Source organism: Vibrio halioticoli NBRC 102217 (assembly GCF_000496695.1).
In the GTDB taxonomy this organism is placed as follows: domain Bacteria; phylum Pseudomonadota; class Gammaproteobacteria; order Enterobacterales; family Vibrionaceae; genus Vibrio; species Vibrio halioticoli.
Genome location: NZ_BAUJ01000055.1, coordinates 1 through 23,027, shown reverse-complemented (window position 1 = coordinate 23,027; position 23,027 = coordinate 1). Strand labels below are relative to the sequence as shown.

The 23,027-nt window shown below is 43.3% G+C and carries 24 protein-coding genes and 2 tRNA genes; 19 read left to right on the top strand and 7 right to left on the bottom strand.

Features of this window, described 5'->3' with window-relative positions; genetic code table 11:
* Positions 1-63: 63 nt before the first annotated feature.
* Entirely contained in the window at positions 64-2,058 is a 1,995-nt protein-coding gene (gene tkt / locus VHA01S_RS14375; RefSeq protein ID WP_023405083.1) for a transketolase, read from the bottom strand.
* Between the two features lie 339 nt (positions 2,059-2,397).
* Between tkt and metK the strand changes: the two genes are divergently transcribed.
* Both metK and VHA01S_RS14365 read left to right on the top strand, forming a co-directional pair.
* Entirely contained in the window at positions 2,398-3,549 is a 1,152-nt protein-coding gene (gene metK, locus VHA01S_RS14370) for a methionine adenosyltransferase (protein ID WP_023405082.1), read from the top strand.
* A 287-nt stretch (positions 3,550-3,836) separates the two neighbouring features.
* Positions 3,837-4,631, top strand: a complete 795-nt coding sequence (locus VHA01S_RS14365; protein ID WP_023405081.1) for a DUF2189 domain-containing protein — start codon at positions 3,837-3,839, stop codon at positions 4,629-4,631.
* A 664-nt stretch (positions 4,632-5,295) separates the two neighbouring features.
* Here VHA01S_RS14365 and VHA01S_RS14360 read toward each other — a convergent pair.
* Positions 5,296-5,562: a hypothetical protein gene (locus VHA01S_RS14360; RefSeq protein ID WP_156916977.1), complete on the bottom strand. Its 267-nt coding sequence runs from the start codon at positions 5,560-5,562 to the stop codon at positions 5,296-5,298.
* A gap of 651 nt (positions 5,563-6,213) precedes the next feature.
* Here VHA01S_RS14360 and VHA01S_RS14355 point away from each other — a divergent pair.
* The 6 genes from VHA01S_RS14355 to ruvX all read left to right on the top strand — a co-directional run bounded on the left by VHA01S_RS14355 (position 6,214) and on the right by ruvX (position 10,348).
* On the top strand, positions 6,214-6,708 hold the full coding sequence (locus VHA01S_RS14355; RefSeq protein WP_023405079.1) for a SprT family zinc-dependent metalloprotease: 495 nt from the start codon (positions 6,214-6,216) through the stop codon (positions 6,706-6,708).
* 115 nt (positions 6,709-6,823) lie between these two features.
* Entirely contained in the window at positions 6,824-7,519 is a 696-nt protein-coding gene (locus VHA01S_RS14350) for an endonuclease (protein WP_023405078.1), read from the top strand.
* 95 nt (positions 7,520-7,614) lie between these two features.
* The gene (gene rsmE / locus VHA01S_RS14345) at positions 7,615-8,346 is read left to right on the top strand and encodes a 16S rRNA (uracil(1498)-N(3))-methyltransferase (protein WP_023405077.1); all 732 of its coding nucleotides are present in this window, start codon (positions 7,615-7,617) and stop codon (positions 8,344-8,346) included.
* 9 nt (positions 8,347-8,355) lie between these two features.
* On the top strand, positions 8,356-9,303 hold the full coding sequence (gene gshB / locus VHA01S_RS14340; RefSeq protein WP_023405076.1) for a glutathione synthase: 948 nt from the start codon (positions 8,356-8,358) through the stop codon (positions 9,301-9,303).
* A gap of 62 nt (positions 9,304-9,365) precedes the next feature.
* Positions 9,366-9,926 (top strand): YqgE/AlgH family protein, encoded by a 561-nt coding sequence (locus tag VHA01S_RS14335; RefSeq protein ID WP_023405075.1) that lies wholly within the window; start codon positions 9,366-9,368, stop codon positions 9,924-9,926.
* Positions 9,923-10,348, top strand: a complete 426-nt coding sequence (gene ruvX / locus VHA01S_RS14330; RefSeq protein WP_023405074.1) for a Holliday junction resolvase RuvX — start codon at positions 9,923-9,925, stop codon at positions 10,346-10,348. Before VHA01S_RS14335 ends, ruvX begins: the two co-directional genes overlap by 4 nt.
* A gap of 18 nt (positions 10,349-10,366) precedes the next feature.
* On the opposite strand, the gene VHA01S_RS14325 is transcribed toward ruvX, so the two are convergent.
* Entirely contained in the window at positions 10,367-11,470 is a 1,104-nt protein-coding gene (locus VHA01S_RS14325) for a PilT/PilU family type 4a pilus ATPase (RefSeq protein WP_023405073.1), read from the bottom strand.
* A gap of 27 nt (positions 11,471-11,497) precedes the next feature.
* On the bottom strand, positions 11,498-12,544 hold the full coding sequence (locus VHA01S_RS14320) for a type IV pilus twitching motility protein PilT (protein ID WP_023405072.1): 1,047 nt from the start codon (positions 12,542-12,544) through the stop codon (positions 11,498-11,500).
* Positions 12,545-12,568: 24 nt separating this feature from the next.
* Here VHA01S_RS14320 and VHA01S_RS14315 point away from each other — a divergent pair, with 24 nt between their 5' ends.
* The 6 genes from VHA01S_RS14315 to hemW are packed head-to-tail and all read left to right on the top strand — an operon-like array spanning position 12,569 to position 16,979.
* Complete coding sequence (locus VHA01S_RS14315; protein WP_023405071.1) at positions 12,569-13,279, top strand: YggS family pyridoxal phosphate-dependent enzyme; 711 nt, start codon at positions 12,569-12,571, stop codon at positions 13,277-13,279.
* A 29-nt stretch (positions 13,280-13,308) separates the two neighbouring features.
* Complete coding sequence (proC, locus tag VHA01S_RS14310) at positions 13,309-14,133, top strand: pyrroline-5-carboxylate reductase (RefSeq protein ID WP_023405070.1); 825 nt, start codon at positions 13,309-13,311, stop codon at positions 14,131-14,133.
* A gap of 17 nt (positions 14,134-14,150) precedes the next feature.
* Entirely contained in the window at positions 14,151-14,720 is a 570-nt protein-coding gene (locus VHA01S_RS14305; RefSeq protein WP_023405069.1) for a YggT family protein, read from the top strand.
* Positions 14,721-14,746: 26 nt separating this feature from the next.
* On the top strand, positions 14,747-15,190 hold the full coding sequence (locus VHA01S_RS14300) for a DUF4426 domain-containing protein (protein WP_023405068.1): 444 nt from the start codon (positions 14,747-14,749) through the stop codon (positions 15,188-15,190).
* 5 nt (positions 15,191-15,195) lie between these two features.
* Positions 15,196-15,798 carry an XTP/dITP diphosphatase gene (locus tag VHA01S_RS14295; protein ID WP_023405067.1) on the top strand — a complete coding sequence of 201 codons (603 nt, stop codon included), beginning with the start codon at positions 15,196-15,198 and terminating at the stop codon, positions 15,796-15,798.
* Positions 15,795-16,979: a radical SAM family heme chaperone HemW gene (gene hemW, locus VHA01S_RS14290; RefSeq protein ID WP_023405066.1), complete on the top strand. Its 1,185-nt coding sequence runs from the start codon at positions 15,795-15,797 to the stop codon at positions 16,977-16,979. Before VHA01S_RS14295 ends, hemW begins: the two co-directional genes overlap by 4 nt.
* A gap of 61 nt (positions 16,980-17,040) precedes the next feature.
* Here the strand turns inward: hemW and glsB are convergent, their stop codons facing one another.
* The 3 genes from glsB to trmB form a co-directional block, all read right to left on the bottom strand.
* A complete protein-coding gene (gene glsB / locus VHA01S_RS14285) occupies positions 17,041-17,961 on the bottom strand; it encodes a glutaminase B (protein WP_023405065.1) in 921 nt (306 codons plus the stop codon).
* Positions 17,962-18,115: 154 nt separating this feature from the next.
* Positions 18,116-19,147 carry a TRM11 family SAM-dependent methyltransferase gene (locus tag VHA01S_RS14280; protein WP_023405064.1) on the bottom strand — a complete coding sequence of 344 codons (1,032 nt, stop codon included), beginning with the start codon at positions 19,145-19,147 and terminating at the stop codon, positions 18,116-18,118.
* Between the two features lie 102 nt (positions 19,148-19,249).
* Positions 19,250-19,969 (bottom strand): tRNA (guanosine(46)-N7)-methyltransferase TrmB, encoded by a 720-nt coding sequence (trmB, locus tag VHA01S_RS14275; protein WP_023405063.1) that lies wholly within the window; start codon positions 19,967-19,969, stop codon positions 19,250-19,252.
* A 212-nt stretch (positions 19,970-20,181) separates the two neighbouring features.
* Between trmB and mutY the strand changes: the two genes are divergently transcribed.
* From mutY to VHA01S_RS14250, 5 genes are all read left to right on the top strand, one after another.
* Positions 20,182-21,234 (top strand): A/G-specific adenine glycosylase, encoded by a 1,053-nt coding sequence (gene mutY, locus VHA01S_RS14270; protein ID WP_023405062.1) that lies wholly within the window; start codon positions 20,182-20,184, stop codon positions 21,232-21,234.
* Between the two features lie 9 nt (positions 21,235-21,243).
* Entirely contained in the window at positions 21,244-21,516 is a 273-nt protein-coding gene (locus VHA01S_RS14265) for an oxidative damage protection protein (RefSeq protein ID WP_021712335.1), read from the top strand.
* A 60-nt stretch (positions 21,517-21,576) separates the two neighbouring features.
* Positions 21,577-22,716 (top strand): membrane-bound lytic murein transglycosylase MltC, encoded by a 1,140-nt coding sequence (gene mltC / locus VHA01S_RS14260; protein ID WP_023405061.1) that lies wholly within the window; start codon positions 21,577-21,579, stop codon positions 22,714-22,716.
* A 104-nt stretch (positions 22,717-22,820) separates the two neighbouring features.
* Positions 22,821-22,896 (top strand) — tRNA-Phe (locus VHA01S_RS14255).
* Between the two features lie 53 nt (positions 22,897-22,949).
* Positions 22,950-23,025 (top strand) — tRNA-Thr (locus tag VHA01S_RS14250).
* Positions 23,026-23,027: the final 2 nt, after the last annotated feature.

Here is a 23,027-nt window from a genome sequence, read left to right as displayed (position 1 = left end):
ATTCATTAAAAAAGCCAGCAGTAAACTGCTGGCTTTCATTTTTTAGAGGTTGCTAGACTTTAATTAAGCTAACAACTCTTTAGCTGTGTTTACTACGTTTTCAGTAGTGAAACCAAACATCTTGAACAACTCACCTGCTGGTGCAGACTCGCCGAATGTTGTCATGCCGATGATCTTGCCACCGAAGCCAACATATTTGTACCAGAAGTCAGCAATACCGGCTTCTACAGCAATACGTTTAGTTACTGATGAAGGAAGTACTGACTCACGGTAAGCTTCGTCTTGCTTATCAAATGCATCTGTTGAAGGCATAGAGACAACGCGTACTGCTTTGCCTGCCGCAGTGAGTTCAGCTTGCGCTGCAACTGCTAGTTCAACTTCAGAGCCTGTTGCAATGATGATTAGCTCAGGAGTACCTGCGCAATCTTTCAGTACGTAACCGCCTTTTGCGATATCAGCTACTTGAGTAGCATCACGCTCTTGCTGTGCAAGGTTTTGGCGAGAGAAGATAAGCGCAGATGGGCCATCTTTACGTTCGATAGCCAGTTTCCATGCTACTGCTGACTCAACTTGGTCACATGGACGCCATGTGCTCATGTTTGGAGTTAGACGTAGAGAAGCTACTTGCTCAACCGGTTGGTGAGTTGGGCCATCTTCACCCAGACCGATAGAGTCATGAGTATAAACTTGGATGTTCTGAACTTTCATTAGAGCAGCCATACGCATTGCGTTACGTGCGTATTCCATGAACATTAGGAAAGTTGCGCCGTATGGTACGAAACCACCGTGCAGAGCAATACCGTTCATGATAGCTGTCATACCAAATTCACGTACACCGTAGTGAATGTAGTTGCCAGAGAAGTCTGATGCTTCAAGAGACTTAGAACCAGACCACATAGTCAGGTTAGAAGGCGCAAGGTCAGCAGAACCGCCCATGAATTCAGGAAGCATTTTACCAAATGCTTCTAGTGCATTTTGTGATGCTTTACGAGATGCGATGTTAGCAGGGTTGGCTTGCAAATCAGCAATGATTTGGTTTGCTTGTTCTTCCCACTCAGCTGGAAGCTCGCCATTAACACGACGTTTTAGTTCAGCTGCTTCAGCAGGGTATGCTGCTGCGTAAGCGTCAAACTTAGCATTCCAAGCCGCTTCTTTCTCAGCGCCAGATGCTTTTGCATCCCATTGTGCGTAGATGTCAGCAGGAACTTCAAATGGTCCGAATTCCCAACCTAGTGCCGCTTTAGTCGCAACGATTTCGTCTTGACCAAGTGGTGCACCGTGACAGTCGTGCGTACCCGCTTTGTTTGGAGAACCAAAGCCAATCACTGTTTTAGTACAGATAAGTGTTGGGCGAGGATCCGCTTTAGCTGCGATAATAGCCGCATTAATTGCTTCGCTATCATGGCCGTCTACTGCTGGGATTACGTGCCAGCCGTAAGCTTCGAAACGCTTAGGTGTATCGTCAGAGAACCAACCTTCAACTTCACCATCAATTGAGATGCCGTTGTCATCCCAGAAAGCAACTAGCTTGCCAAGACCTAGAGTACCTGCAAGAGAACATGCCTCGTGTGAGATACCTTCCATCAGACAACCATCACCCATGAATGCATAAGTGAAGTGGTCAACGATGTCGTGGCCTGGCTTGTTAAACTGAGCCGCAAGTGCTTTTTCAGCCATCGCCATACCAACAGCGTTAGTAATACCTTGTCCTAGTGGGCCTGTTGTAGTTTCAATACCCGGTGCGTACCCGTATTCTGGGTGACCTGGAGTTTTAGAGTGCAACTGGCGGAAGTTTTTAAGGTCATCAATAGACAACTCATAACCACTCAAATGGAGCAGAGAGTAGATCAGCATTGAACCATGACCATTTGAAAGGATAAAACGGTCACGATCAGCCCACTCTGGGTTTTGTGGGTTATGGTTTAGATGATCACGCCAAAGTACTTCAGCGATGTCAGCCATCCCCATTGGTGCGCCTGGGTGACCAGAGTTAGCTTGTTGAACACCATCCATGCTAAGAGCACGAATTGCATTGGCTAGATCTTTACGAGAAGACATGTCTGCTCCTGAATGCATAAGCAATTTATAAAAAATAAGTCCTGTTCCCAACAGAGGATGTTGGGCGGTGTTATTGTCGCAAAGCGCCTCTGTTACTGCAAACAGTTTCCCGTGCAAAATTCAAACTATGAGAGATTGATTTATTTAACATCTAACGATATTTAGCAAAAACTAATGTGACCTAGCGCAAATCTTTTACTCACTTAAATCGTAAAAAAGCTTGTATTTCGTATATTCAAAATTAGAATAGACGTCTAGAAGTAGAAACACCTACTTAAAGTACAATTCAAAAGACGCCTATGATGCGTCTTTTCTTAAACCAGAATAAGGGAGCCCATCATGGCTAAGCACCTGTTTACTTCTGAATCAGTATCAGAAGGCCATCCAGATAAAATCGCAGACCAAATCTCTGATGCGGTTCTAGATGCGATCATCGAGCAAGACCCGAAAGCTCGCGTTGCATGTGAAACTTACGTAAAGACTGGCATGGTAATGGTAGGTGGTGAAGTGACTACCTCTGCTTGGGTTGATATCGAAGAACTAACGCGTCAAACCGTTCGTGAAATCGGTTATGTAAACTCAGAGATGGGCTTCGATGCTGACTCTTGTGCTGTACTAAATACTATTGGTAAGCAATCTCCAGATATCAACCAAGGTGTTGATAAAGCTGACCCTAAAGATCAAGGCGCTGGCGACCAAGGTATTATGTTTGGTTACGCGACTAACGAAACTGAAGTATTGATGCCTGCACCAATCACGTACTCTCACCGCTTAGTTGAAAAACAAGCTGAAGTACGTAAAAACGGCACGCTACCTTGGTTGCGTCCTGATGCAAAATCTCAAGTTACCTTCCAATATGACCAAGGTAAAATTGTCGGCATCGATGCCGTTGTTCTATCAACTCAGCACAGCGAAAGCGTTTCAACAGAAGAGCTTCGTGAAGCGGTGATGGAAACTATCATCAAACCAGTACTTCCTGAGCAATGGTTAAGCAAAGAAACTAAATTCTTTATTAACCCAACCGGTCGTTTCGTTATCGGTGGCCCAATGGGTGACTGTGGTCTAACTGGTCGTAAAATTATCGTTGATACCTACGGCGGCGCAGCTCGTCACGGTGGCGGTGCATTCTCTGGTAAAGATCCATCAAAAGTTGACCGTAGTGCGGCATACGCAGCTCGTTATGTAGCGAAAAACATCGTTGCTGCAGGCATGGCTGACCGTTGTGAAATTCAACTTTCTTACGCTATCGGTGTTGCCGATCCAACATCAATCATGATTGAAACCTTCGGCACTGAAAAAGTAGCTCAAGAAATCATCATTGAAGCTGTTCGTCAAAACTTCGACCTACGCCCATACGGCTTACAAGAAATGCTGAACTTGCTACAACCTATCTACAAGAAAACAGCAGCTTACGGTCACTTTGGTCGTGAAGAATTCCCTTGGGAAGCGACAGACAAAGCAGCAATCCTTAAGGATTTTGCTGGTCTATAATCGACTAGATACGTCTATTTATATCAACCTCAGCCTTTGTGCTGAGGTTTTTTTTACTCTCAATTTGCTCCTGTCATCTACCCCCTTCTGATTATTTTTCATGCAAAATTTGTAATTCCTAGCATCCACAACGATAGTTATGAAAGTTAACAAAATGTTAAATAGATCACCTTTTACATAAAGGAATCAAAATAGCAGCAGACCGACTCTAGTAGGATTTCTAGTGCGAACAACCAGTTATCCCATATTCAGAGTCAATATTACGGGACTCAATCAGGAGGATTATCATGCCTCGTACATACGATGACAGTGATTTTCATAAAGCATCTGAAATCAAAAACAGTGAATATGCCAAAACACTGCCCTGCAATAAAATCAGCATCAGCGACCCTTTTCAATGGTTAGCTTTAGGCTTAAATGACTTCGTACGCTCCCCCGTTATTAGCCTCTTTTATGGCACCTGTTTTGCTGTTGCCGCCGCAGGCATCGTTGGCTTAATCTACCTGCAAGGCAACCATCCACACCTAGTGATACTGCCGGCGCTCATTATCTATATGCTTATTGGGCCATTTTTAGCGCTAGGGTTATACGATGTCAGTTGGGCAAGAGAAAGAGGCAAACAACCCAACCTACTGCATTCAATGAAAGCCATCGGTCGTAATTCCACATCACAATGGAGCTTTGCGGTGCTGTTGGTTGTCGCCATGATATTTTGGATGAGAATAGCCTCACTACTGCATGCCTTATACCCTTCCGTGGAAGGCGCCAGTATCATCGAATTTGCACCATTTCTTATTACCGGTTCCATCACAGGGTTTATTTTGGCATCAGTAGTATTTAGCATTGCGGTTTTCTCGATGCCTTTAATGCTAGAAAGACGCGTTGATATTATGACCGCGATATTTTCCAGTTTTAATGCGGTTAAAAACAACCCCGGCCCAATGCTAGTTTGGGCAGCCATTATTTGTGGGGGTGTTTTAATAGGCTTTGCCACCTATGGGGTAGGAATGATAGTCACTATGCCCATTCTAGGTTATGGCACATGGCACGCTTATCACGCGACGATTCAGAAAAAGAGTTAGCGTTTTTTCGGGATAAAAGAGAAACAAAATTACAATTGCCCACCGATAAATTGGTGGGCAATTTTTTATCAATCATTGTTGGTAGACAATGAGGGGTGATTGATTTCTAATAAAGTTTTGGAGAAAACCTTATTCGGTTATTTGTACTAATTCGCTACTATCCATTGATTAAAAAATTGCTTCTCATGAACGAAAAAACGATATATTTGTTGATGTAAAAAGGATAGTGATATATTTATCTATATTAATTTAATAGCTATTTTCATAATCTAACCTTTAGATGTATATCTAACATGCTTCATATTTTCTTCTGCAATAATTCTGGATTCTATTTTGCCTGATAACAACCGAGTATAATGTCCTCTTCTCTAGCAATAACTTCAATTTCTCGTCATGAAATAACATTAAAACTTCCTTTATAGAGTACATGTTACTGATTCCACTTTGAAAATACATCATTCCAGTAGCTATAGTGTCTGAAATAAATATTCAGACCTTTTTATATTGACCTGATAATTACACTTTCAAATAAGTCTCGAGAAATTACTTAATTCTCTTGTTTTTGTTAAGTTCATTATCTTAAACTCATATCTAAAAAAGTAAATATTATTAATCTAATAGTTTGAAAGTTATTTCATTGTAGTAATGATTATATTTATTATAATTAATCGAGTTCATATTTACATTGTACTAGATTATATGTTCTGTTTGCCCCTCCATTATCTTTAGAAATTTTTTCTGATCGGGTCAGCATGCTAGTAACCCACTTCTTTCGTGATGACTCACTAACATTGTATTGATAAGCTTTATCATGAGCGCCTATAGCTAGAGCCATATGTTCTTTAGAAAGAGATTCATCTCCCTTATTCCAAGCAAGCGCAGCACAAACCATATTAACATTTGCAATTGATATATATTTTTCAAAATTCACTTCATTTGCTAATGCTGACGCTGACGCTGACGTACACGAGAATAATAATATAGTAGCTAATTTGCTTTTTATCATAGAGAATAAGTTTAAGTTTAAGTTTAAGTTTAAGTTTAAGTTTAAGTTTAAGTTTAAGTTTAAGTTTAAGTTTAAGTTTAAGTTTCTATCACTACAAAATAGTTATCGCAAGGGTATTTATTGACTGTTGTGATCTAAATCGATAATTTATTTTTTAATTAATATTTAATTAATATTTAATTAAATATTTTATAGGCTGCATGTGCATGTGCATGTAGCGCAATACTAGTATTTACCAAATGTAATTTGACCACATAGTAATACGTTCTGTATATGAGGCATATGTAAGTAAAATTGTGGCATTTTTGTTCAGGTTCATTCTCTCTCTAACCTCACTATAGGGCATTTCTAAGTTAATAATTGCCCGCAGTGAAGATTTTAACACTCCTACCCCACATGAACTAACTCAGCCAAAACGCTCCATCTTTAATACCTTCCAACATTAATACTCACTCATATTTCCCCCACACATCTACCCCGAGTTATTTACCCCAGAGCATCTATCACGAACTTTGTATCCAAAGAGAGATTAAGCTAAAGTTGTAGCCGTTCTAAATCGATAACCAAAACCACTGCATGACGCCAATTCAATACCAATTACTTAGAAAAGCTAGCGCACTCATCAAAGTGGCCAATGCTCACTTTGAGCGACAGTTTTCAATTCCTACGATTGAAACTGATATGCGTGGTAAGGCGGCTGGAAAAGCCTTTTTGCAGTTGAATACCATAAAGCTGAATCGCGTATTGCTGGCGGAAAACCAACAAGAGTTTATTGAGCACGTACTGCCTCACGAAGTTGCGCACTTAATCACTCATCAAGTGTTTGGGCGAGTGAGGCCGCACGGTAAAGAGTGGCAATACGTCATGTCTAAAGTGTTTGGTATCAAGCCAGATCGCACACATTCTATGGATGTGAGCTCGGTGCAGGGCAAAACGTTTGAATATCAGTGTCCATGTCGCCAGTATCCTTTATCGATACGTCGTCACAATAAAGTGCTGCGAGGGGAGACTCACTACTCTTGTCGCAATTGTGGCAATGAACTTAAATTTACTGGTAAGCAACTCAGTTAATAACACAATAGTAATCTATAACTGCAAGGCGAGATTAGACTGAACAATATCTGGTCAAAGCATCAAAGTGGCTGTATTCTCTGCGCTGTTTTTTCTCAACAGCCGTAATTTTCTCTTGAAACGTTATATTCTTCCTCTCATTAGCCTACTGCTTATCTCACTATCAGTGCATGCTAAACCACACTCTTTTTATCAATCTAAACGACTGGCTGTTGGCATCTATCAGCAACACCCGCAAACCTTCTATTGTGGATGCAAAATAGATTGGCAAGGCAAAAAAGGGAAACCGCAATTATCCGATTGTGGCTATCAAGTTCGTAAACAAGAACGTCGCGCCAATCGCATTGAATGGGAGCACATCGTGCCTGCCGCGCAATTGGGTAATCAACGACAATGTTGGCAACATGGCGGCCGCTCTAATTGCACCAAGAGCGATCCTGTTTATAAAGAGATGGAAGCGGATTTACATAACTTAGTGCCGGCCATTGGCGAAGTTAATGGTGACCGCTCTAACTACTCATTTACTCAGTGGAATGGCAATCGTGGAGTAAACTATGGTCAATGCCATATGCAAGTCAGCTTTAAAGATGACAAAGTGATGCCACCAAAACGTGCTCGTGGCGCTATTGCTCGAACCTATTTATATATGGCACAGCACTACCCTATCAAGATATCAGCGCAGCAAATCAAACTGATGCAAGCATGGAATAAAACCTATGCGGTGACTGATTGGGAATGTCAGCGCAACCAAATGATCGATAAAATTCAAGGCAACTCAAACCCATTTGTTGACCAAGAGTGCAAACATTAGATAAATCCTGTCACGCAGACGAAGCGACACCTCTTGTTATTTGCTAACATAGCAACCATATTTATTTTGTTAAGTTAGTTACAGGTGTAGTTTTAATGCGCATTCCTAGGATATATCATCCTGAATCTTTATCTTCAGCCACACACGTTCAGCTATGCGATGATGCCGCAGGGCACATTGGACGTGTGTTACGAATGCAGGTAGGCCAAGCGGTTTCACTCTTTGATGGCAGCAATGTTGAGTATTCTGCTGTCATTACCGAGGTCTCCAAGAAAAATGTCGCGGTTGAGATACAAGATTCCAAACAACACAATGTAGAATCGCCACTGGATATCCACTTAGGGCAAGTGGTCTCTCGCGGTGACAAAATGGAATTCACCATTCAAAAGTCAGTGGAGCTTGGTGTTAATACGATCACTCCACTTATTTCTGAGCGTTGTGGCGTGAAACTAGACCAAAAACGTTTCGAGAAAAAACTGCAACAGTGGCAAAAAATTGCTATTGCTGCCTGTGAGCAAAGCGGTCGAAATACCGTACCCGTCATCCGTCCTATCATGTCGCTAGAGCAATGGTGCCAGGAAGAATATCCAGGGTTGAAACTCAATCTTCACCCTAGAGCTCCCTACTCTATCAACACCCTTCCTCAGCCAATCACAGAAGTGAAATTATTAATTGGCCCAGAGGGTGGACTTTCTGAGTCAGAAATTGACATGACCACAGAATATAACTTTGAACAAACATTATTAGGCCCGCGCGTTCTTAGAACAGAAACCGCGGCTCTAACAGCCATAACCGCACTCCAAGTTCGCTTTGGCGATCTTGGCTAGGAGAGATAAATGATTAAGATCGGCATAGTGATGGACCCTATTTCGTCCATCAATATTAAAAAAGACTCTAGCTTTGCCATGCTTTTAGAAGCGCAAAAACGTGGTTATGAAATCCACTATATGGAAATGAATGATCTGCATTTAGATCAAGGTGTGGCCGTTGCTGATACCAAAACTCTAAAAGTAGAGAAAAACCCTGATAATTGGTTTGAGTTCCTTTCAGAGCAAACCATCCGCTTGTCTGATCTTGACGCTGTATTAATGCGTAAAGATCCTCCGTTTGATACTGAGTTCATCTACGCAACTTACATTCTTGAGCGCGCAGAAGTTGAAGGCACCTTGATTGTCAACAAACCACAAAGCCTACGTGATTGTAACGAAAAGCTCTACACAGCTTGGTTTGCAGACATGACCCCAACCACCATCGTGACTCGTAAAGCAGACAAAATCAAAGCCTTCCACGAGCAACACAGAGATGTGATTCTAAAACCGCTAGATGGTATGGGCGGCGCGTCAATCTTCCGCGTTAAAGAAGGCGATCCTAACGTCTCCGTTATTATCGAAACCTTAACCAATCACGGTCAAAACTACGCTATGGCGCAGGCATTCGTGCCAGACATCAGCAACGGTGACAAGCGCATCTTAATTGTTGATGGTGAGCCAATGCCATACTGCCTAGCTCGTATTCCAGCCAAAGGGGAAACTCGTGGCAACCTAGCGGCTGGCGGCCGTGGTGAAGCGCGTCCTTTAAGTGACACTGATTTTGCAATAGCGAACGCAATCGGTCCTACACTTAAAGAGAAAGGATTAATCTTTGTTGGCTTAGACGTTATTGGCGATAAAGTTACCGAAATCAATGTGACTAGCCCTACTTGTATCGTAGAAATCGAAACCGAATTTGGTATCTCGATTACAGGTAAATTGATGGATGCTATTGAGCGTCGCATCGGCAAATAATCAGTCATGCAGGCATCATTGATAGCCACCTCAATGAGGTGGCTTGTTATAGGAGGGAATGCATGAATCTCACCAATCATTTCTTGGTGGCTATGCCATCGATGCAAGACCCACATTTCAAGCGCTCAGTGATTTATATTTGCGAGCACAATGAACATGGGGCGATGGGAATTATGATTAACGCTCCCATCGATATTACCGTTGGCGGTATGCTAAAGCAGATAGAGCTAAAATCAGCCCATATTCAAGCGGGTGATAGCCTAAAACAACCTGTACACAATGGTGGCCCTGTTTCCGAAGATCGCGGCTTTATTTTGCATCAGGCTAAAGATAAATATCAGTCCAGCTTAGTCATGACCAACGGCATCACTATGACCACCTCAAAAGATATTTTATCGGTATTAGGTACTGAAGAAGAGCCGACTCAATACCTAGTGGCATTGGGGTATTCGGGTTGGGATGCTGGGCAACTGGAAAGTGAGTTAGCGGAGAATTCTTGGTTAACCATTGAAGCAGATCCTGACATCATTTTCAGCACTCCAGTACAAGACCGCTGGGCTAGCGCAGTACAATCTCTGGGCATCGAAGCCTCACAATTATCAACACAAGCAGGACATGCATGAGCAAAACCATAATGGCGTTTGATTATGGCACTAAAAGTATTGGCAGTGCTATCGGACAAGATATCACTGGCACCGCCACCCCGCTAAAAGCCTTCAAAGCCAAAGATGGCATCCCAAACTGGGACGACATTGGTACTCAAATACAAGAGTGGAAACCCGACTTAGTTGTGGTGGGCTTACCGACAGATTTGCATGGTAAAGACTTGAAAACCATTACTCCTAGAGCTAAAAAATTCGCCCAAAGAATTCATGGTCGATTTGGCGTACAAGTCGAGCTGCATGATGAAAGGCTCTCCACCACCGAAGCTCGCTCTGATCTGTTTGCTATGGGCGGCTATAAAGCACTAAGCAAAGGCAATGTGGACTGCCAATCTGCCGTTGTGATCTTAGAAAGTTGGTTTGAGAATCAATGGGCTGAGTGATTCACCGCCCCTTTAAGCTCACCCCATATCAATCTTAACGTCATCTAAGGGGCTACTGCCTTTAGTCCCTTGCTGATTTTTAAGCATTAAACGCAGATCGTTGGCTGAATCTGCACTGCGCAACGCTTCTTCTGCTGTGATCTTGTCTTGCATCACTAGGTTAAACAAAGAGTGATCAAAAGTGCAGATCCCCTCTTGTCTGGTTTTACTCATATAATTCTTAATTTCAGCAATCTCACCTTGTCGGATAAGATCGGACGATCTTGGCGTAGAAAGCAGTATTTCCAATGCCACATGACGCCCTTTGCCATCTTTGGCTTTTAGCAGTTGCTGACCAACAATCCCTTTTAAATTAAGCGAAAGATCCAACAAAAAATGCTCTCTTTGATCTTTCGAGACTAAATGCAAAATCCGCTCTAAGGCTTGGTTGGCATTATTGGCGTGCAGGGTTGCCACACACAAATGCCCCGTTTCGGCAAAGGTCATCGCGTAACGCATGGTTTCAGGAGTGCGGATCTCGCCAATCACAATCATATCCGGAGCTTGTCGTAGCGAGTTTTTCAGCGCGATTTCGTAGCTTTCAGTATCTAAACCCACTTCACGCTGAGTAACTATGCTTTGCTGATGTTGATGCACAAATTCAATCGGATCTTCTACCGTTAAAATATGCCCATGTTGATGCTGATTCCTATGCCCCACCATAGCGGCAAGCGTTGTCGACTTACCAGAGCCTGTTGCTCCAACCACCAGCACTAAACCTCGCTTAACCATAGCCAGATCTTTTAAGGTATCGGGTAAGCCAAGATCCTCAAAGGATGGAATTTCTGTCTCAATATGTCGAATAACCGCACCGGGTAAATCACGCTGAAAAAAGGCGCTGACACGAAAACGCCCCGATTCACTTTCAATGGCAAAATTGGCTTCTCGGCAGGCTCGATATTCTTTGCGTCTATCGTTATCCATAATGCTGTCTAAAAATGCCGTCACACCCGATTGATGCAGCTTTTCACCAAACGGTTGCAGCTCTCCATCGACCCGAAACATACAAGGTGCATCGACTGTAATGTAAAGATCAGACGCTTTGTGCTGTGTCATTGCACCTAACAACTCTTTCAATTCCATGTTGCTGCCCTCGCCGTTATTTTGCGCTTAAAAACCGCCACCAAGACCGACTTGAATCTCAATTTTAGTTTCGACTTCTTCTCTAGTAACCTGATTTTGTTGCATCAATTGATTTGCCGATTGCTCCATCGTTTTCATGCCGTGTGACGCGCCCGTTTGGATAATGGAATACATCTGCGCCACTTTATCTTCCCGAATTAGATTTCTAATTGCTGGGTTAGCCAACATGATTTCATGGCAAGCAATACGACCGCCGCCCACTCTCTTTAATAGCTTCTGCGCAATCACCGCTCGCAGTGATTCAGAAAGCATAGAGCGCACCATATTTTTATCTCCGGCAGGAAACACATCAATAATCCTATCTATGGTTTTAGCCGCCGAACTGGTGTGCAATGTGCCAAATACCAAGTGCCCTGTTTCAGCGGCTGTTAGCGCTAAACTAATGGTCTCTTGGTCGCGCAATTCTCCCACCAAAATCACATCCGGATCTTCACGCAGTGCCGAGCGTAGCGCCGCTTTGAAGCTGTGCGTATCACGGTGTACTTCACGCTGATTGATCAAACACTTATTGCTTTGGTGTACAAACTCAATCGGATCTTCAATGGTCAATATATGTTTATTGTGATGACGATTAATATAGTCCACCATCGCCGCGAGCGTGGTAGATTTACCCGATCCTGTAGGGCCAGTGACCAAGACTAAGCCTTTTTCATAATTGACGATGTTTTCGAAGATAGGCGGACAATCTAGCTGTTCAAGCGTAGGGATATCGGTGGGAATGGTTCTAAATACCGCTGAAGCACCACGACTTTGATTAAAGGCATTAACCCTAAATCGCCCCACGCCTGCAAGCTCGATCGAAAAATCCAACTCTAGATTTGACTCAAACTCACTTCGTTGGGCATCATCCATGATATCAAAAATAAGCTCGTGGACTTCAGTCTCGCTAAACTCTGGCATCTCCAGACGTCGCACATCGCCGTCTATCCTCACCATAGGAGGTAAGCCCGATGAAAGATGTAGATCTGAAGCATTATGCTTTACACTAAAGCGAAGTAATTCGGTGATATCCATAAAATTCCTTGTTAAGTCAAAACTATGCAGACAATCCAATCAAATTTAGAACACATTCATCAGCAAATTAAAGATTCTGAACGTAAGTTTGGGCGTCTAACTGATTCCGTGCAACTTCTTGCGGTAAGTAAAACCAAACCTATTCAAGCGGTGTTAGATGCTTGTCACGCTGGTCAGCGTCAGTTTGGTGAAAATTACGTACAAGAAGGTGTTGAAAAAATTCAATACTTTCAAGAACATCATAACGATTTCGATATAGAATGGCACTTTATTGGGCCAATCCAGTCAAATAAAACACGCCCTATTAGTGAGAGTTTCGACTGGGTTCACTCTATTGATCGACTCAAGATCGCACAACGCCTTAACGATCAAAGACCTAGCGGTCGTGATCCGTTGCAAGTCTTGCTGCAAGTCAACACCAGTGGCGAAGAAAGCAAATCTGGGATCAATGCTGCTGAAGCACTAGAATTGGCCGCAGCTGTCGATGCGCTACCTAATCTGACGTTACGCGGACTGATGTCTATACCGGCAGCAGTTGCGAGTTATGAAGAACAACTGCAAGCCTTTAATCAACTGAAAGGCTTGTTTGATCAAATTAAATCCCAATATCCTCAGGTAGACACTTTATCTATGGGCATGAGTGGTGACATGGAAGCCGCTATCGAAGCTGGCAGTACAATGGTTCGCATTGGTACCGCTATTTTTGGTGCTCGAGATTATTCGAACAAACAATAGTATTCGAACAAACAAGAAGGAAGACAGGTTTGGCACATTCAGTACGTAATATCGCGTTTATTGGCTCTGGAAATATGGCAAAGTCTATCATTGCAGGTTTGCTTGATAGTGGCTATCCAGCTCAAGCCATTACCGCTACCGCTCCATCAGAGCAAAGCCGCGACAAGGTTAGCCAGCGTTTTTCAATTTCGACTACTGCTGATAATCAACTGGCAGCGACTATGGCAGATGTAATTGTGTTGTCAGTCAAACCGCAGATTATGTCTGAAGTGTTGGCCGAGCTTACCAATGTCGACCTAGAGAACAAACTGTTAATCTCAATTGCGGCGGGAATTACCATTCCTCGCCTGCAAACCATGCTAGGTAAAGAAGCCAATTTTGTACGAGTGATGCCAAATACACCGTCTCTGCTTGGGCTTGGTATGAGCGGCCTATACGCGCCAGAAACCATCAATCAAGCAGACCAAGATTTTGCTAATGAACTAATGCAAGCGGTTGGCGAAACTTGTTGGGTTGAGAGTGAAGCACAAATTAACTCGATTATTGCAGCGGCCGGTAGCTCTCCTGCGTATTTCTTCCTATTTATGGAAGCGATGCAAAAAGAAGCGATGGCGCAAGGTTTTGATGAACAAACCGCGCGGCAGCTAGTGCAACAATCCGCACTCGGAGCGGCACAAATGGTTGTTGCCAATCCAAATTTAGATCTATCCGTTTTGCGCCAGCAAGTCACTTCCAAAGGCGGGACTACCGCAGAAGCGATTGCGACATTTAACCAACATCAACTCTCTGACACTGTTTCTAAAGCGATGCAAGCTGCGGTTACTCGTGCAGAAGAGATGGAAACTCTTTTTTAACCCATCAAGGATTTGTAATGAATTCAATGCAGTTTTTAGTGACTACCGTTTTTGATCTCTACATCATGATAGTCATTCTTCGAATTTGGTTGCAGGCGGCGCGAGCTGATTTCTACAACCCATTTTCTCAGTTTATTGTTAAAGCTACACAACCGGTATTAAAACCATTACGTAGCATCATTCCATCTATTGGCAGTGTCGACCTCGCAACATTGACCTTTGCTTATGTACTGTGTGTATTGAAGTTTGTATTGCTAATGCTAATCGCTTCCAATGGCGCTATGGCCTTTAGCCCTGATTTATTAATCATTGGCTTGATGGCATTAGTAAAAGCGGCGGGTAAATTGCTATTTTGGGTATTACTACTGCGCGCTATTTTAAGCTGGGTAAGCCAAGGCCGCAGCCCTGTTGAGTATGTATTCCACCAGCTTACAGAGCCTTTGCTTTCGCCTATTCGCCGTATTATCCCTGCTATGGGCGGGCTTGATCTGAGCGTATTAGTGCTGTTTCTTGGTCTACAATTTGCCAACTACTTAATCGGCGATCTAACGACTAGTCTATTTGGTCCAATTTGGTACGGACTATAATAGTCACCTCTATTAAAGGGCGATAAATGAAGAAGATATTCAGCGCACTCTTATGTGGCTTACTGTTAGCAAGCTTTGCCGTGCCAAGTTGGGCAGGACAATTTGTACGCATGAAGGATATTGAACTGCACTACTCAGCATTCAATTCAACATTTATTGCCCCTAAAATTGCTCGCGAGCTAAAGCTCAAAAGAAACCCTTATGTCGCGCTGATCAACATCAGCGCACTGGATCTCTACAGTGTAGGCAAAAAGCCAACTCAAGTTACCCTAACGGGAACGGCGAAAAACCTAATCGGTAATACCCGAACGCTGACATTTAAAGAGATCACTCAAGGTGACGCTATTTATTATTTAGCCGAATTACCTATCACCGAAAATGAAACCTTCCGTTTTGAAATCAAAGCCGATGCAGGAACGAAAGGCAGTGGCATTCTTCGTTTTAATCAAACCTTCCATATTCAGGAGTAATCCCTTTGTCTGCAAATAAATTAGTACTAGCGACCGGAAACCAAGGCAAAGTACGCGAAATGGCCACCTTGTTAGCCGAGTTTGGGTTTGAAGTACAAGCGCAAAGTGAATACAAGGTCTCTGAAGTTGCAGAAACTGGCACCACCTTTATTGAAAACGCCATCATCAAAGCCCGTCACGCAGCTCAAGAAACTGGCCTGCCCGCTATTGCTGATGACTCAGGCTTAGAAGTCGACTTTCTTAAAGGTGCACCGGGTATTTACTCTGCTCGCTTTGCTGGCGAAGACGCGACAGACCAACAAAACCTCACTAAGCTACTAGCAGAGCTTGATGGTGTACCACAAGCACAACGCAGTGCACGTTTCCATTGCGTGCTGGTATATATGCGCCACCACCTAGATCCAACTCCTATCGTATGTCACGGTGTGTGGCAGGGCGAAATCCTAACCCAAGCACAAGGGGAAAATGGTTTTGGCTACGACCCAGTATTTTACGTACCAGAAGATGACTGCGCCTCAGCGCAACTAACACCTGAGCGTAAAAAGCAGCTATCACATCGTGGCAAAGCACTAGCTGAATTATTCCAGAAGCTAAAACACGCTCTATGAGCCAGTTAATACCACCATCACTGGGACTGTATATCCATATTCCGTGGTGCGTACAAAAATGCCCATACTGTGACTTTAATTCGCACGCTTTAAAGGGAGATATCCCTGAAGATATTTATATCAATGCGCTGCTTGAAGATTTGGATGCAGACCTCGCCAGATATGCTGATTCAATCCAAGAGCGACAGCTTACTTCTATCTTTATTGGCGGCGGCACGCCGAGCTTAATCTCGCCACAAGAGATTGCGCGCTTGTTGCAAGGCGTAGAACAACGCATCGCCTTTAAAGACGGTATAGAAGTCACCATGGAAGCCAACCCCGGCACTATTGAGGCGGCACGTTTTGCTCAATATGTCGAAGCAGGCGTCACCCGCATGTCGATTGGGGTGCAGAGCTTTGAACAACAAAAGCTGGAACGCTTAGGGCGTATTCATGGTCAGGATGAAGCGGTTAATGCCGCTAAGTTAGCTCATCAAATTGGGCTAAATAGCTTTAATTTAGATCTTATGCACGGCCTTCCAGATCAAAGCATAGCGCAAGCTCTGGTTGATTTAGAAAAGGCGATTGACCTTGCTCCTCCGCATCTGTCTTGGTATCAGCTCACCATCGAGCCCAATACCATGTTCTACTACAAAACGCCGACCTTACCCGATGACGATGATTTGTGGGATATCTTTGAACAAGGACATCAAAAGCTCAGCGACGCTGGTTACGTGCAATACGAAATCTCGGGCTACAGCAAACCCGGATATCAATGCCAGCACAACCTCAATTATTGGCGCTTTGGTGACTACTTAGGTATTGGTTGTGGCTCGCATGGTAAGGTGAGTTTTAGTGATGGTCGCATCGTGCGCACCACCAAGATAAAACACCCACGTGGTTATTTAGCCGCTTATCAAAATATGGTGAAACCCTATTTAGATCATGAGCACGAAGTGGCAGAGATTGATCGTCCGTTTGAGTTCTTTATGAATCGCTTTCGCTTGATAGAGGCTTGCCCAAAACAAGACTTTATTGATACTACAGGCTTGGTGCTGAGCGCAGTGAAAGAGACGATGGATTGGGCTATTGGTATGGATTATGTCACTGAAACAGAGACTCATTGGCAGATCACCCGTAAAGGAAAGCTGTTCTTAAATGACTTGCTAGAAGCTTTCATGGCTGACGAAGACGCCGACTAACCACTCACCAATACTAACTGTTATTTAGCCTCTCTATGCTCAGTATAGGGAGGCTTTTTTATTAAAATATCGAACGTCCGATACGTTCAGATAACAACTCTAAAGCGCGAGTACCCGCCAGCGAGTTCCCAGAAGCATCCAGCTCAGGTGACCAAACAGCGATACTCATCTCACCCGGCACAACCGCAATAATCCCGCCGCCAACACCGGACTTACCCGGCATACCAACTCGATACGCAAACTCCCCTGCGCCATCATACAAACCACAGGTCGCCAGCAAGGCATTTAATTGCTTGGTTTGAGTGGCGGTTATTATGCGTTTACCTGATGGAGCCAAACACCCTTTGTTCGCCAAATAACTAAAAGTTTTAGCTAGATCGACACAACTCATTTTTAACGCGCAAGCCGAAAAGTAGTTATGCAGTACAGGATGAACTTCACTATGAAAATTGCCAAACGAGCGCATCAAATAAGCAATAGCGGCGTTACGGTCGCCGTGCAGCATTTCTGATGCCGCCACCACTTTGTCATACACAATGCGCTCATCACCAGACAACTGACGGACAAACTCTAACAGGTAATGACGCGGCGCTGATAAACGGCAGTTTAATAGGTCTGATACAACAATCGCCCCAGCATTAATAAATGGGTTGCGCGGAATACCTTGCTCCATTTCAAGCTGAATCATGGAGTTAAAAGCTTGCCCAGAAGGCTCTTTCCCCACTCGTTGCCATATTTCTTGCGGATCATACAGTTGCATGGCCAAGGTTAGGCTCAGTGCTTTAGAAATCGACTGAATTGAAAACGGCTCGTCAGCATCTCCAGCTTTAAACACTTCACCTGTGTTGGTGTACACCGCAATGCCGAGCTTTTTATTTGAAACCTCAGCTAACGCGGGAATATAATCCGCCACTTTTCCTTGCCCTATTAACGGGGCAACCTCTGTCAGAATGTCTTGTAATAGTTGAACGGTTGGTTTCATCTTTTACCTTCTTTCATAGACAACAAAGCCAACACTAAGTTGGCTTTGTAATGAAGTAATACCAGTCGTACTAAATAACTGGTCATTCTAGCTTGTTAAAATGCTCGATAACTGCGTTAGCTCTGATCACTTACTTAGTGTGATTGGTATAAAATTAAGGCTTAACAGCAATAAATATATTTCGATTTATGGATTGGTCCACTCGGTGCAGATAACCAATATAAGGTTCTTGATCTTGCACCTCAAAACCTTGCTTGGCGAACAACTCCGCGAGCTCAGTCCATTTCAAAGTAAATTCATTAAACGACAATACAATTGAACCCTTAGGTTTTAATACGCTCTTCCAAGCCGGTAGCGCCTCTTCTAGAAGCTCTAACGGGCTACGAGCCATCTTAGTATCTTTTGCACTTTTACTGCCGTGCTGAACGCCGTAGGGAAGATCTGACACCATCACATCACAAGAATTCTTTTTGATGATTTGATTTACAATGCGGGTATCCGATGCATACAGCTTCAGTGATTGGCCTTGGTCTTTAATAAACGCTTCTTTGGTCACAGCCGCATTCACCACAAAACCATCGGCAATTTTTTTACCGCCAGCACCTGTGCGCTTCTCTTTGGTTACTTTATGCTTATAACGACCATTTTTCATGTACTTAACGATAAATGTTTGAATCTCTTGAACCCATTTAGCGTTAATTTCTACTCCCATCACATCTAGACCTTGAATCAAACCTTCATACAAAGTCGTGCCTTTGCCACACATAGGGTCCATTAAACACTTACGCTGGCTGTCCGTTTTAGCCGCGCTAAGACCAAGGTTAACCATCAAGCGAGTAAACTGCTCATTGGTTTTGCCTGTATATCTGAGTATTTGGCTCATGCTTTCAGGGAAAGTATTGAAAGCTTGTGGCTGTAATGGTTTCAGCAAACCGCTATCCATTACTTGGAAGATGGCGTAATAGATAGATGAGGAGGACAACCTTTGTAGCTGTGCATCATCAAGTTGTTGTTCTGTTTCAAATACCAAAGCCGCAGGTAAACCGATATCTTTTTCAGTGACCTCATCAACTGCAATCTCCATAGAAGAAAGAATTGCTTTTAGCTCAGAGCAAGCAATCTTTACTGCGGTATCAAAGTAGATTCGATTGTGACCGGGGTTGGCCAAGATAGCGTATTGAAACATCCAAAAACCTTAATTTGAATTATTGAGAATAAAAAAGGAGCTACATTGGTAGCCCCTAGAATAGAGAATCAGTCACCCCACACATAAAGGGGCTGCATGAGACTAAACTGTGCGCTTGTATTTAATGTCCCAAACGCCGTGACCTAAACGATGACCACGCGCTTCAAACTTAGTTAAAGGACGCTCGTCAGGGCGAGGAACATAATCGCCATCAGTGGCAATGTTAGCAAAACCCGGTGCTTGGTTCATTACTTCAACCATATGCTCTGCGTAGTTTTCCCAGTCAGTTGCCATGTGGAAAACACCAGAATCTAGTTGAAGTTTAGCACGTACCATTTCGGCAAAATCAAGCTGCACGATACGACGCTTATGGTGACGCTTTTTATGCCAAGGGTCTGGGAAGAATAATTGTAGCGTATGTAAGCTACTATCAGGAATCATGTGAGCAAACACTTCTACAGCATCGTGACACATTACGCGCAGGTTAGTCACACCCGCATCACGCGCTAAACCAAGGCAAGCACCCACGCCAGGACGGTGAACTTCAATACCGATGAAATTTTTCTCTGGAGCAGCTTTTGCCATTTCTACTAGAGAGGTGCCCATACCAAAGCCAATCTCTAATACTACTGGGTTGTTATTGCCGAATACTTGCGCCCAGTCTAATAATTCGTTCTGGTAATCGATGCCCATTGTTGGCCAGCATTCATTCAAAGCTGTTTCCTGACCTTTAGTCAATCGACCTTCTCGACGTACAAAGCTGCGGATCTTTCTCACCAGCTTGCCATCTTCGGTGTATTCGTTAGTCGTTACTTCGCTCATTCTGTTTGTTGCCTGCTCATCGATTAATCAAAGCGGGAATTATCCAAAGAATTCTTCAATACGCAAGTGTATAAACCACTTCAATCGCAAATTATTCCAATTTCCACGCATATTCGCCGTAAGTTGCGTTTATTCCACACAAACTCAGTTTTACTTCCTTACACTATTATGGTGCAATTTCTGATCTTTGATGACTAATTTATGGGCTCTCAGTGACACCATTCGCAAATCAAATACTCAACTGGTATCAAAAATACGGGCGTAAACATCTGCCTTGGCAGCATGACAAAACCGCTTACAGAGTTTGGCTCTCTGAAATTATGCTCCAACAAACTCAAGTAGCCACGGTTATTCCGTATTTTGAGCGCTTCATCGAACAATTTCCGGATGTGACTTCACTTGCCAATGCCCCTATTGATGAAGTGTTGCATCTATGGACTGGCCTTGGTTATTACGCACGGGCGCGCAATTTACATAAATGTGCGCAAATAGTGGTTACACAATACCAAGCAGAGTTTCCCCTAGATATTGAACAGCTTAATGCCCTACCCGGCATTGGACGTTCGACCGCAGGCGCCATTTTATCTTCGGTCTTTAAGCTGCCACACGCTATTCTTGATGGGAACGTAAAGCGAGTGCTTGCGCGCAGTTATGCTATCGACGGTTGGCCGGGGAAAAAGGCGGTCGAAAACCAATTGTGGGCAGTGGCGATAGAAAATACCCCACAACAAAGGGTGGATGAATATAACCAAGCTATGATGGATATGGGGGCTATGATTTGTACTCGTAGCAAGCCTAAATGTTCGTTGTGCCCTGTATCGGAGCATTGCGTAGCCTATAAGCAACACACGCCAACGGACTACCCTGGTAAAAAGCCGAAAAAAGAAAAACCGACCAAGCAAGTGTGGTTTGTAATTCTGCACTATAAAGATGAAGTTTGGCTTGAACAGAGGCCATCGTCTGGAATTTGGGGAGGATTACACTGTTTTCCTGAACAAAGCAGTGCCGATATTGATTATTTTTTACAGACTTTTAATTGCTCACAAAGTGATATAGATAATGCTAAAACATTGATTACGTTCAAACATACTTTTAGCCATTACCATTTAGACATAACACCTGTTCTAATAAACCTATCGCAACGACCTAGCCTTATAATGGAACAAAGCCAAGGTCTTTGGTATAACTTGTCTCAACCACAGAAACTAGGTCTGGCTGCACCGGTTAAGAACCTGTTAGCAAACCTTAAGTATGATCTAACATAAGGAACACTCATGAGCCGCACAGTATTTTGCGAACATCTAAAAAAAGATGCCGATGGTCTAGATTTTCAACTTTACCCAGGTGAACTAGGTAAACGTATATTTGATGGTATTTCGAAAGAAGCTTGGGCTATGTGGCAAAGCAAACAAACCATGCTAATTAACGAAAAGAAATTAAATATGATGGATCCTGAACATCGCAAACTACTTGAAACAGAAATGGTAAATTTCCTGTTTGAAGGAAAAGAAGTTGTGATCGATGGTTACACACCACCAAGTGAGTAATTCTATAGAGTGGCGTTAGCCACTCTTTTTTTGACCTTTATTTTTAGCTTTTGGATACCAATGAGAAAACTGCTCTATTTCGCCCTTCCTCTCATACTCGCCGGTTGTAGTCGTGAATTTGTCGAAAAAATCTATGACGTAAACTACGAACCAACCAGTCGATTTGCGGCGCACAACCTAGCCCCAATGCCGGGACAATTTGAAAAAGATACCGATGCCCTAGATGCTTTGATGAATAGCTTCACCGGGGATATCGAGAAGAAATGGGGTAAAGACCAAGTCAAAGTGGCGGGTAAAAGTAACTATGTTAAATACATAGATAACTACGACAGTCGCGCCGATGTTAACTTCTCAACCGGCAAGATCGTCATCGAAACCATTGCCTCTGACGATCCAAAAGCACACTTAAAAACCGCGATTATTACTACGCTGTTGACGCCAGATGATCCTGCGCATGTGGACCTATTCTCTTCATCAAACATTAAATTAAAGGGTGAACCCTTTTTATATCAACAGGTTGTCGACCAAGACAATAAAGCGATTCAATGGAATTGGCGCGCAAACAGATTTGCCGATTACCTGATTGCGCACAAAATGAAGACCAAGAAAGTAGACTTCAAAATAGCGCATTACGTTGAGATCCCTATGGTGTCCAGTCACTCCAATGTTCGTTCGTATAAGTACGCCAGCATAGTGAGAAAAGCCTCTCAGCGTTACGATATTCCTGAAGATCTGATTTATGCCATCATCAGAACAGAAAGTAGCTTTAACCCTTATGCGGTAAGTTGGGCAAACGCTTATGGTTTGATGCAAGTGGTTCCAAAAACCGCTGGTGCGGATGTATTTAAGTTGGTGAAGAAAAAATCGGGCATGCCTTCTCCTGAGTATCTATTTAATCCTGAAAACAACATTGATGTTGGTACAGCTTATTTCCACATATTAAGAACTCGCTACCTTAAAGACGTGAAAAACTTCCTCTCTTTAGAGTACGCCATGATCTCTGCTTACAATGGCGGTACCGGTGGAGTGCTGAATACTTTTGACCGAAATAGCCGCAACAATGCAATGAGACACATAAACTCCTTGAATCCGAGCCAAGTTTTTTGGGCATTAACCCATAAACATCCCAATGCGGAGTCTCGACGCTACTTAGAGAAAGTGACCAAGTACAAACGGGAATTTAACCAAAGTAAGGGATAATTTAACCAATATGCTTAAATAAAAAGCAAACAACACAGTTTTTGAAAAAAAACCGAAAAACAAGTTGACGGATTCCTTAAAAATACGTTTAATAGCGCTCCGTTGCCCGGATAGCTCAGTCGGTAGAGCAGAGGATTGAAAATCCTCGTGTCGGTGGTTCGATTCCGCCTCCGGGCACCACAATTTGTTGTTGGTGTTCATGTAACGTCAACGAAGCAATAAGAATATAGTGTGCCGACTTAGCTCAGTAGGTAGAGCAACTGACTTGTAATCAGTAGGTCACCAGTTCGACTCCGGTAGTCGGCACCATT

Excerpts from the sequence above, each read along its gene's own strand:
- VHA01S_RS14335 (WP_023405075.1), top strand. The coding sequence starts at position 9,366 with ATGAATCTCACCAATCATTTCTTGGTGGCTATGCCATCGATGCAAGAC.
- trmB (WP_023405063.1), bottom strand. The coding sequence starts at position 19,969 with ATGAGCGAAGTAACGACTAACGAATACACCGAAGATGGCAAGCTGGTG.
- VHA01S_RS14265 (WP_021712335.1), top strand. The coding sequence starts at position 21,244 with ATGAGCCGCACAGTATTTTGCGAACATCTAAAAAAAGATGCCGATGGT.
- glsB (WP_023405065.1), bottom strand. The coding sequence starts at position 17,961 with ATGAAACCAACCGTTCAACTATTACAAGACATTCTGACAGAGGTTGCC.
- gshB (WP_023405076.1), top strand. The coding sequence starts at position 8,356 with ATGATTAAGATCGGCATAGTGATGGACCCTATTTCGTCCATCAATATT.
- mltC (WP_023405061.1), top strand. The coding sequence starts at position 21,577 with ATGAGAAAACTGCTCTATTTCGCCCTTCCTCTCATACTCGCCGGTTGT.
- rsmE (WP_023405077.1), top strand. The coding sequence starts at position 7,615 with ATGCGCATTCCTAGGATATATCATCCTGAATCTTTATCTTCAGCCACA.
- ruvX (WP_023405074.1), top strand. The coding sequence starts at position 9,923 with ATGAGCAAAACCATAATGGCGTTTGATTATGGCACTAAAAGTATTGGC.
- tkt (WP_023405083.1), bottom strand. The coding sequence starts at position 2,058 with ATGTCTTCTCGTAAAGATCTAGCCAATGCAATTCGTGCTCTTAGCATG.
- VHA01S_RS14305 (WP_023405069.1), top strand. The coding sequence starts at position 14,151 with ATGAATTCAATGCAGTTTTTAGTGACTACCGTTTTTGATCTCTACATC.
- metK (WP_023405082.1), top strand. The coding sequence starts at position 2,398 with ATGGCTAAGCACCTGTTTACTTCTGAATCAGTATCAGAAGGCCATCCA.
- VHA01S_RS14320 (WP_023405072.1), bottom strand. The coding sequence starts at position 12,544 with ATGGATATCACCGAATTACTTCGCTTTAGTGTAAAGCATAATGCTTCA.
- VHA01S_RS14325 (WP_023405073.1), bottom strand. The coding sequence starts at position 11,470 with ATGGAATTGAAAGAGTTGTTAGGTGCAATGACACAGCACAAAGCGTCT.
- VHA01S_RS14355 (WP_023405079.1), top strand. The coding sequence starts at position 6,214 with ATGACGCCAATTCAATACCAATTACTTAGAAAAGCTAGCGCACTCATC.
- VHA01S_RS14365 (WP_023405081.1), top strand. The coding sequence starts at position 3,837 with ATGCCTCGTACATACGATGACAGTGATTTTCATAAAGCATCTGAAATC.
- hemW (WP_023405066.1), top strand. The coding sequence starts at position 15,795 with ATGAGCCAGTTAATACCACCATCACTGGGACTGTATATCCATATTCCG.
- VHA01S_RS14280 (WP_023405064.1), bottom strand. The coding sequence starts at position 19,147 with ATGTTTCAATACGCTATCTTGGCCAACCCCGGTCACAATCGAATCTAC.
- VHA01S_RS14315 (WP_023405071.1), top strand. The coding sequence starts at position 12,569 with ATGCAGACAATCCAATCAAATTTAGAACACATTCATCAGCAAATTAAA.
- VHA01S_RS14300 (WP_023405068.1), top strand. The coding sequence starts at position 14,747 with ATGAAGAAGATATTCAGCGCACTCTTATGTGGCTTACTGTTAGCAAGC.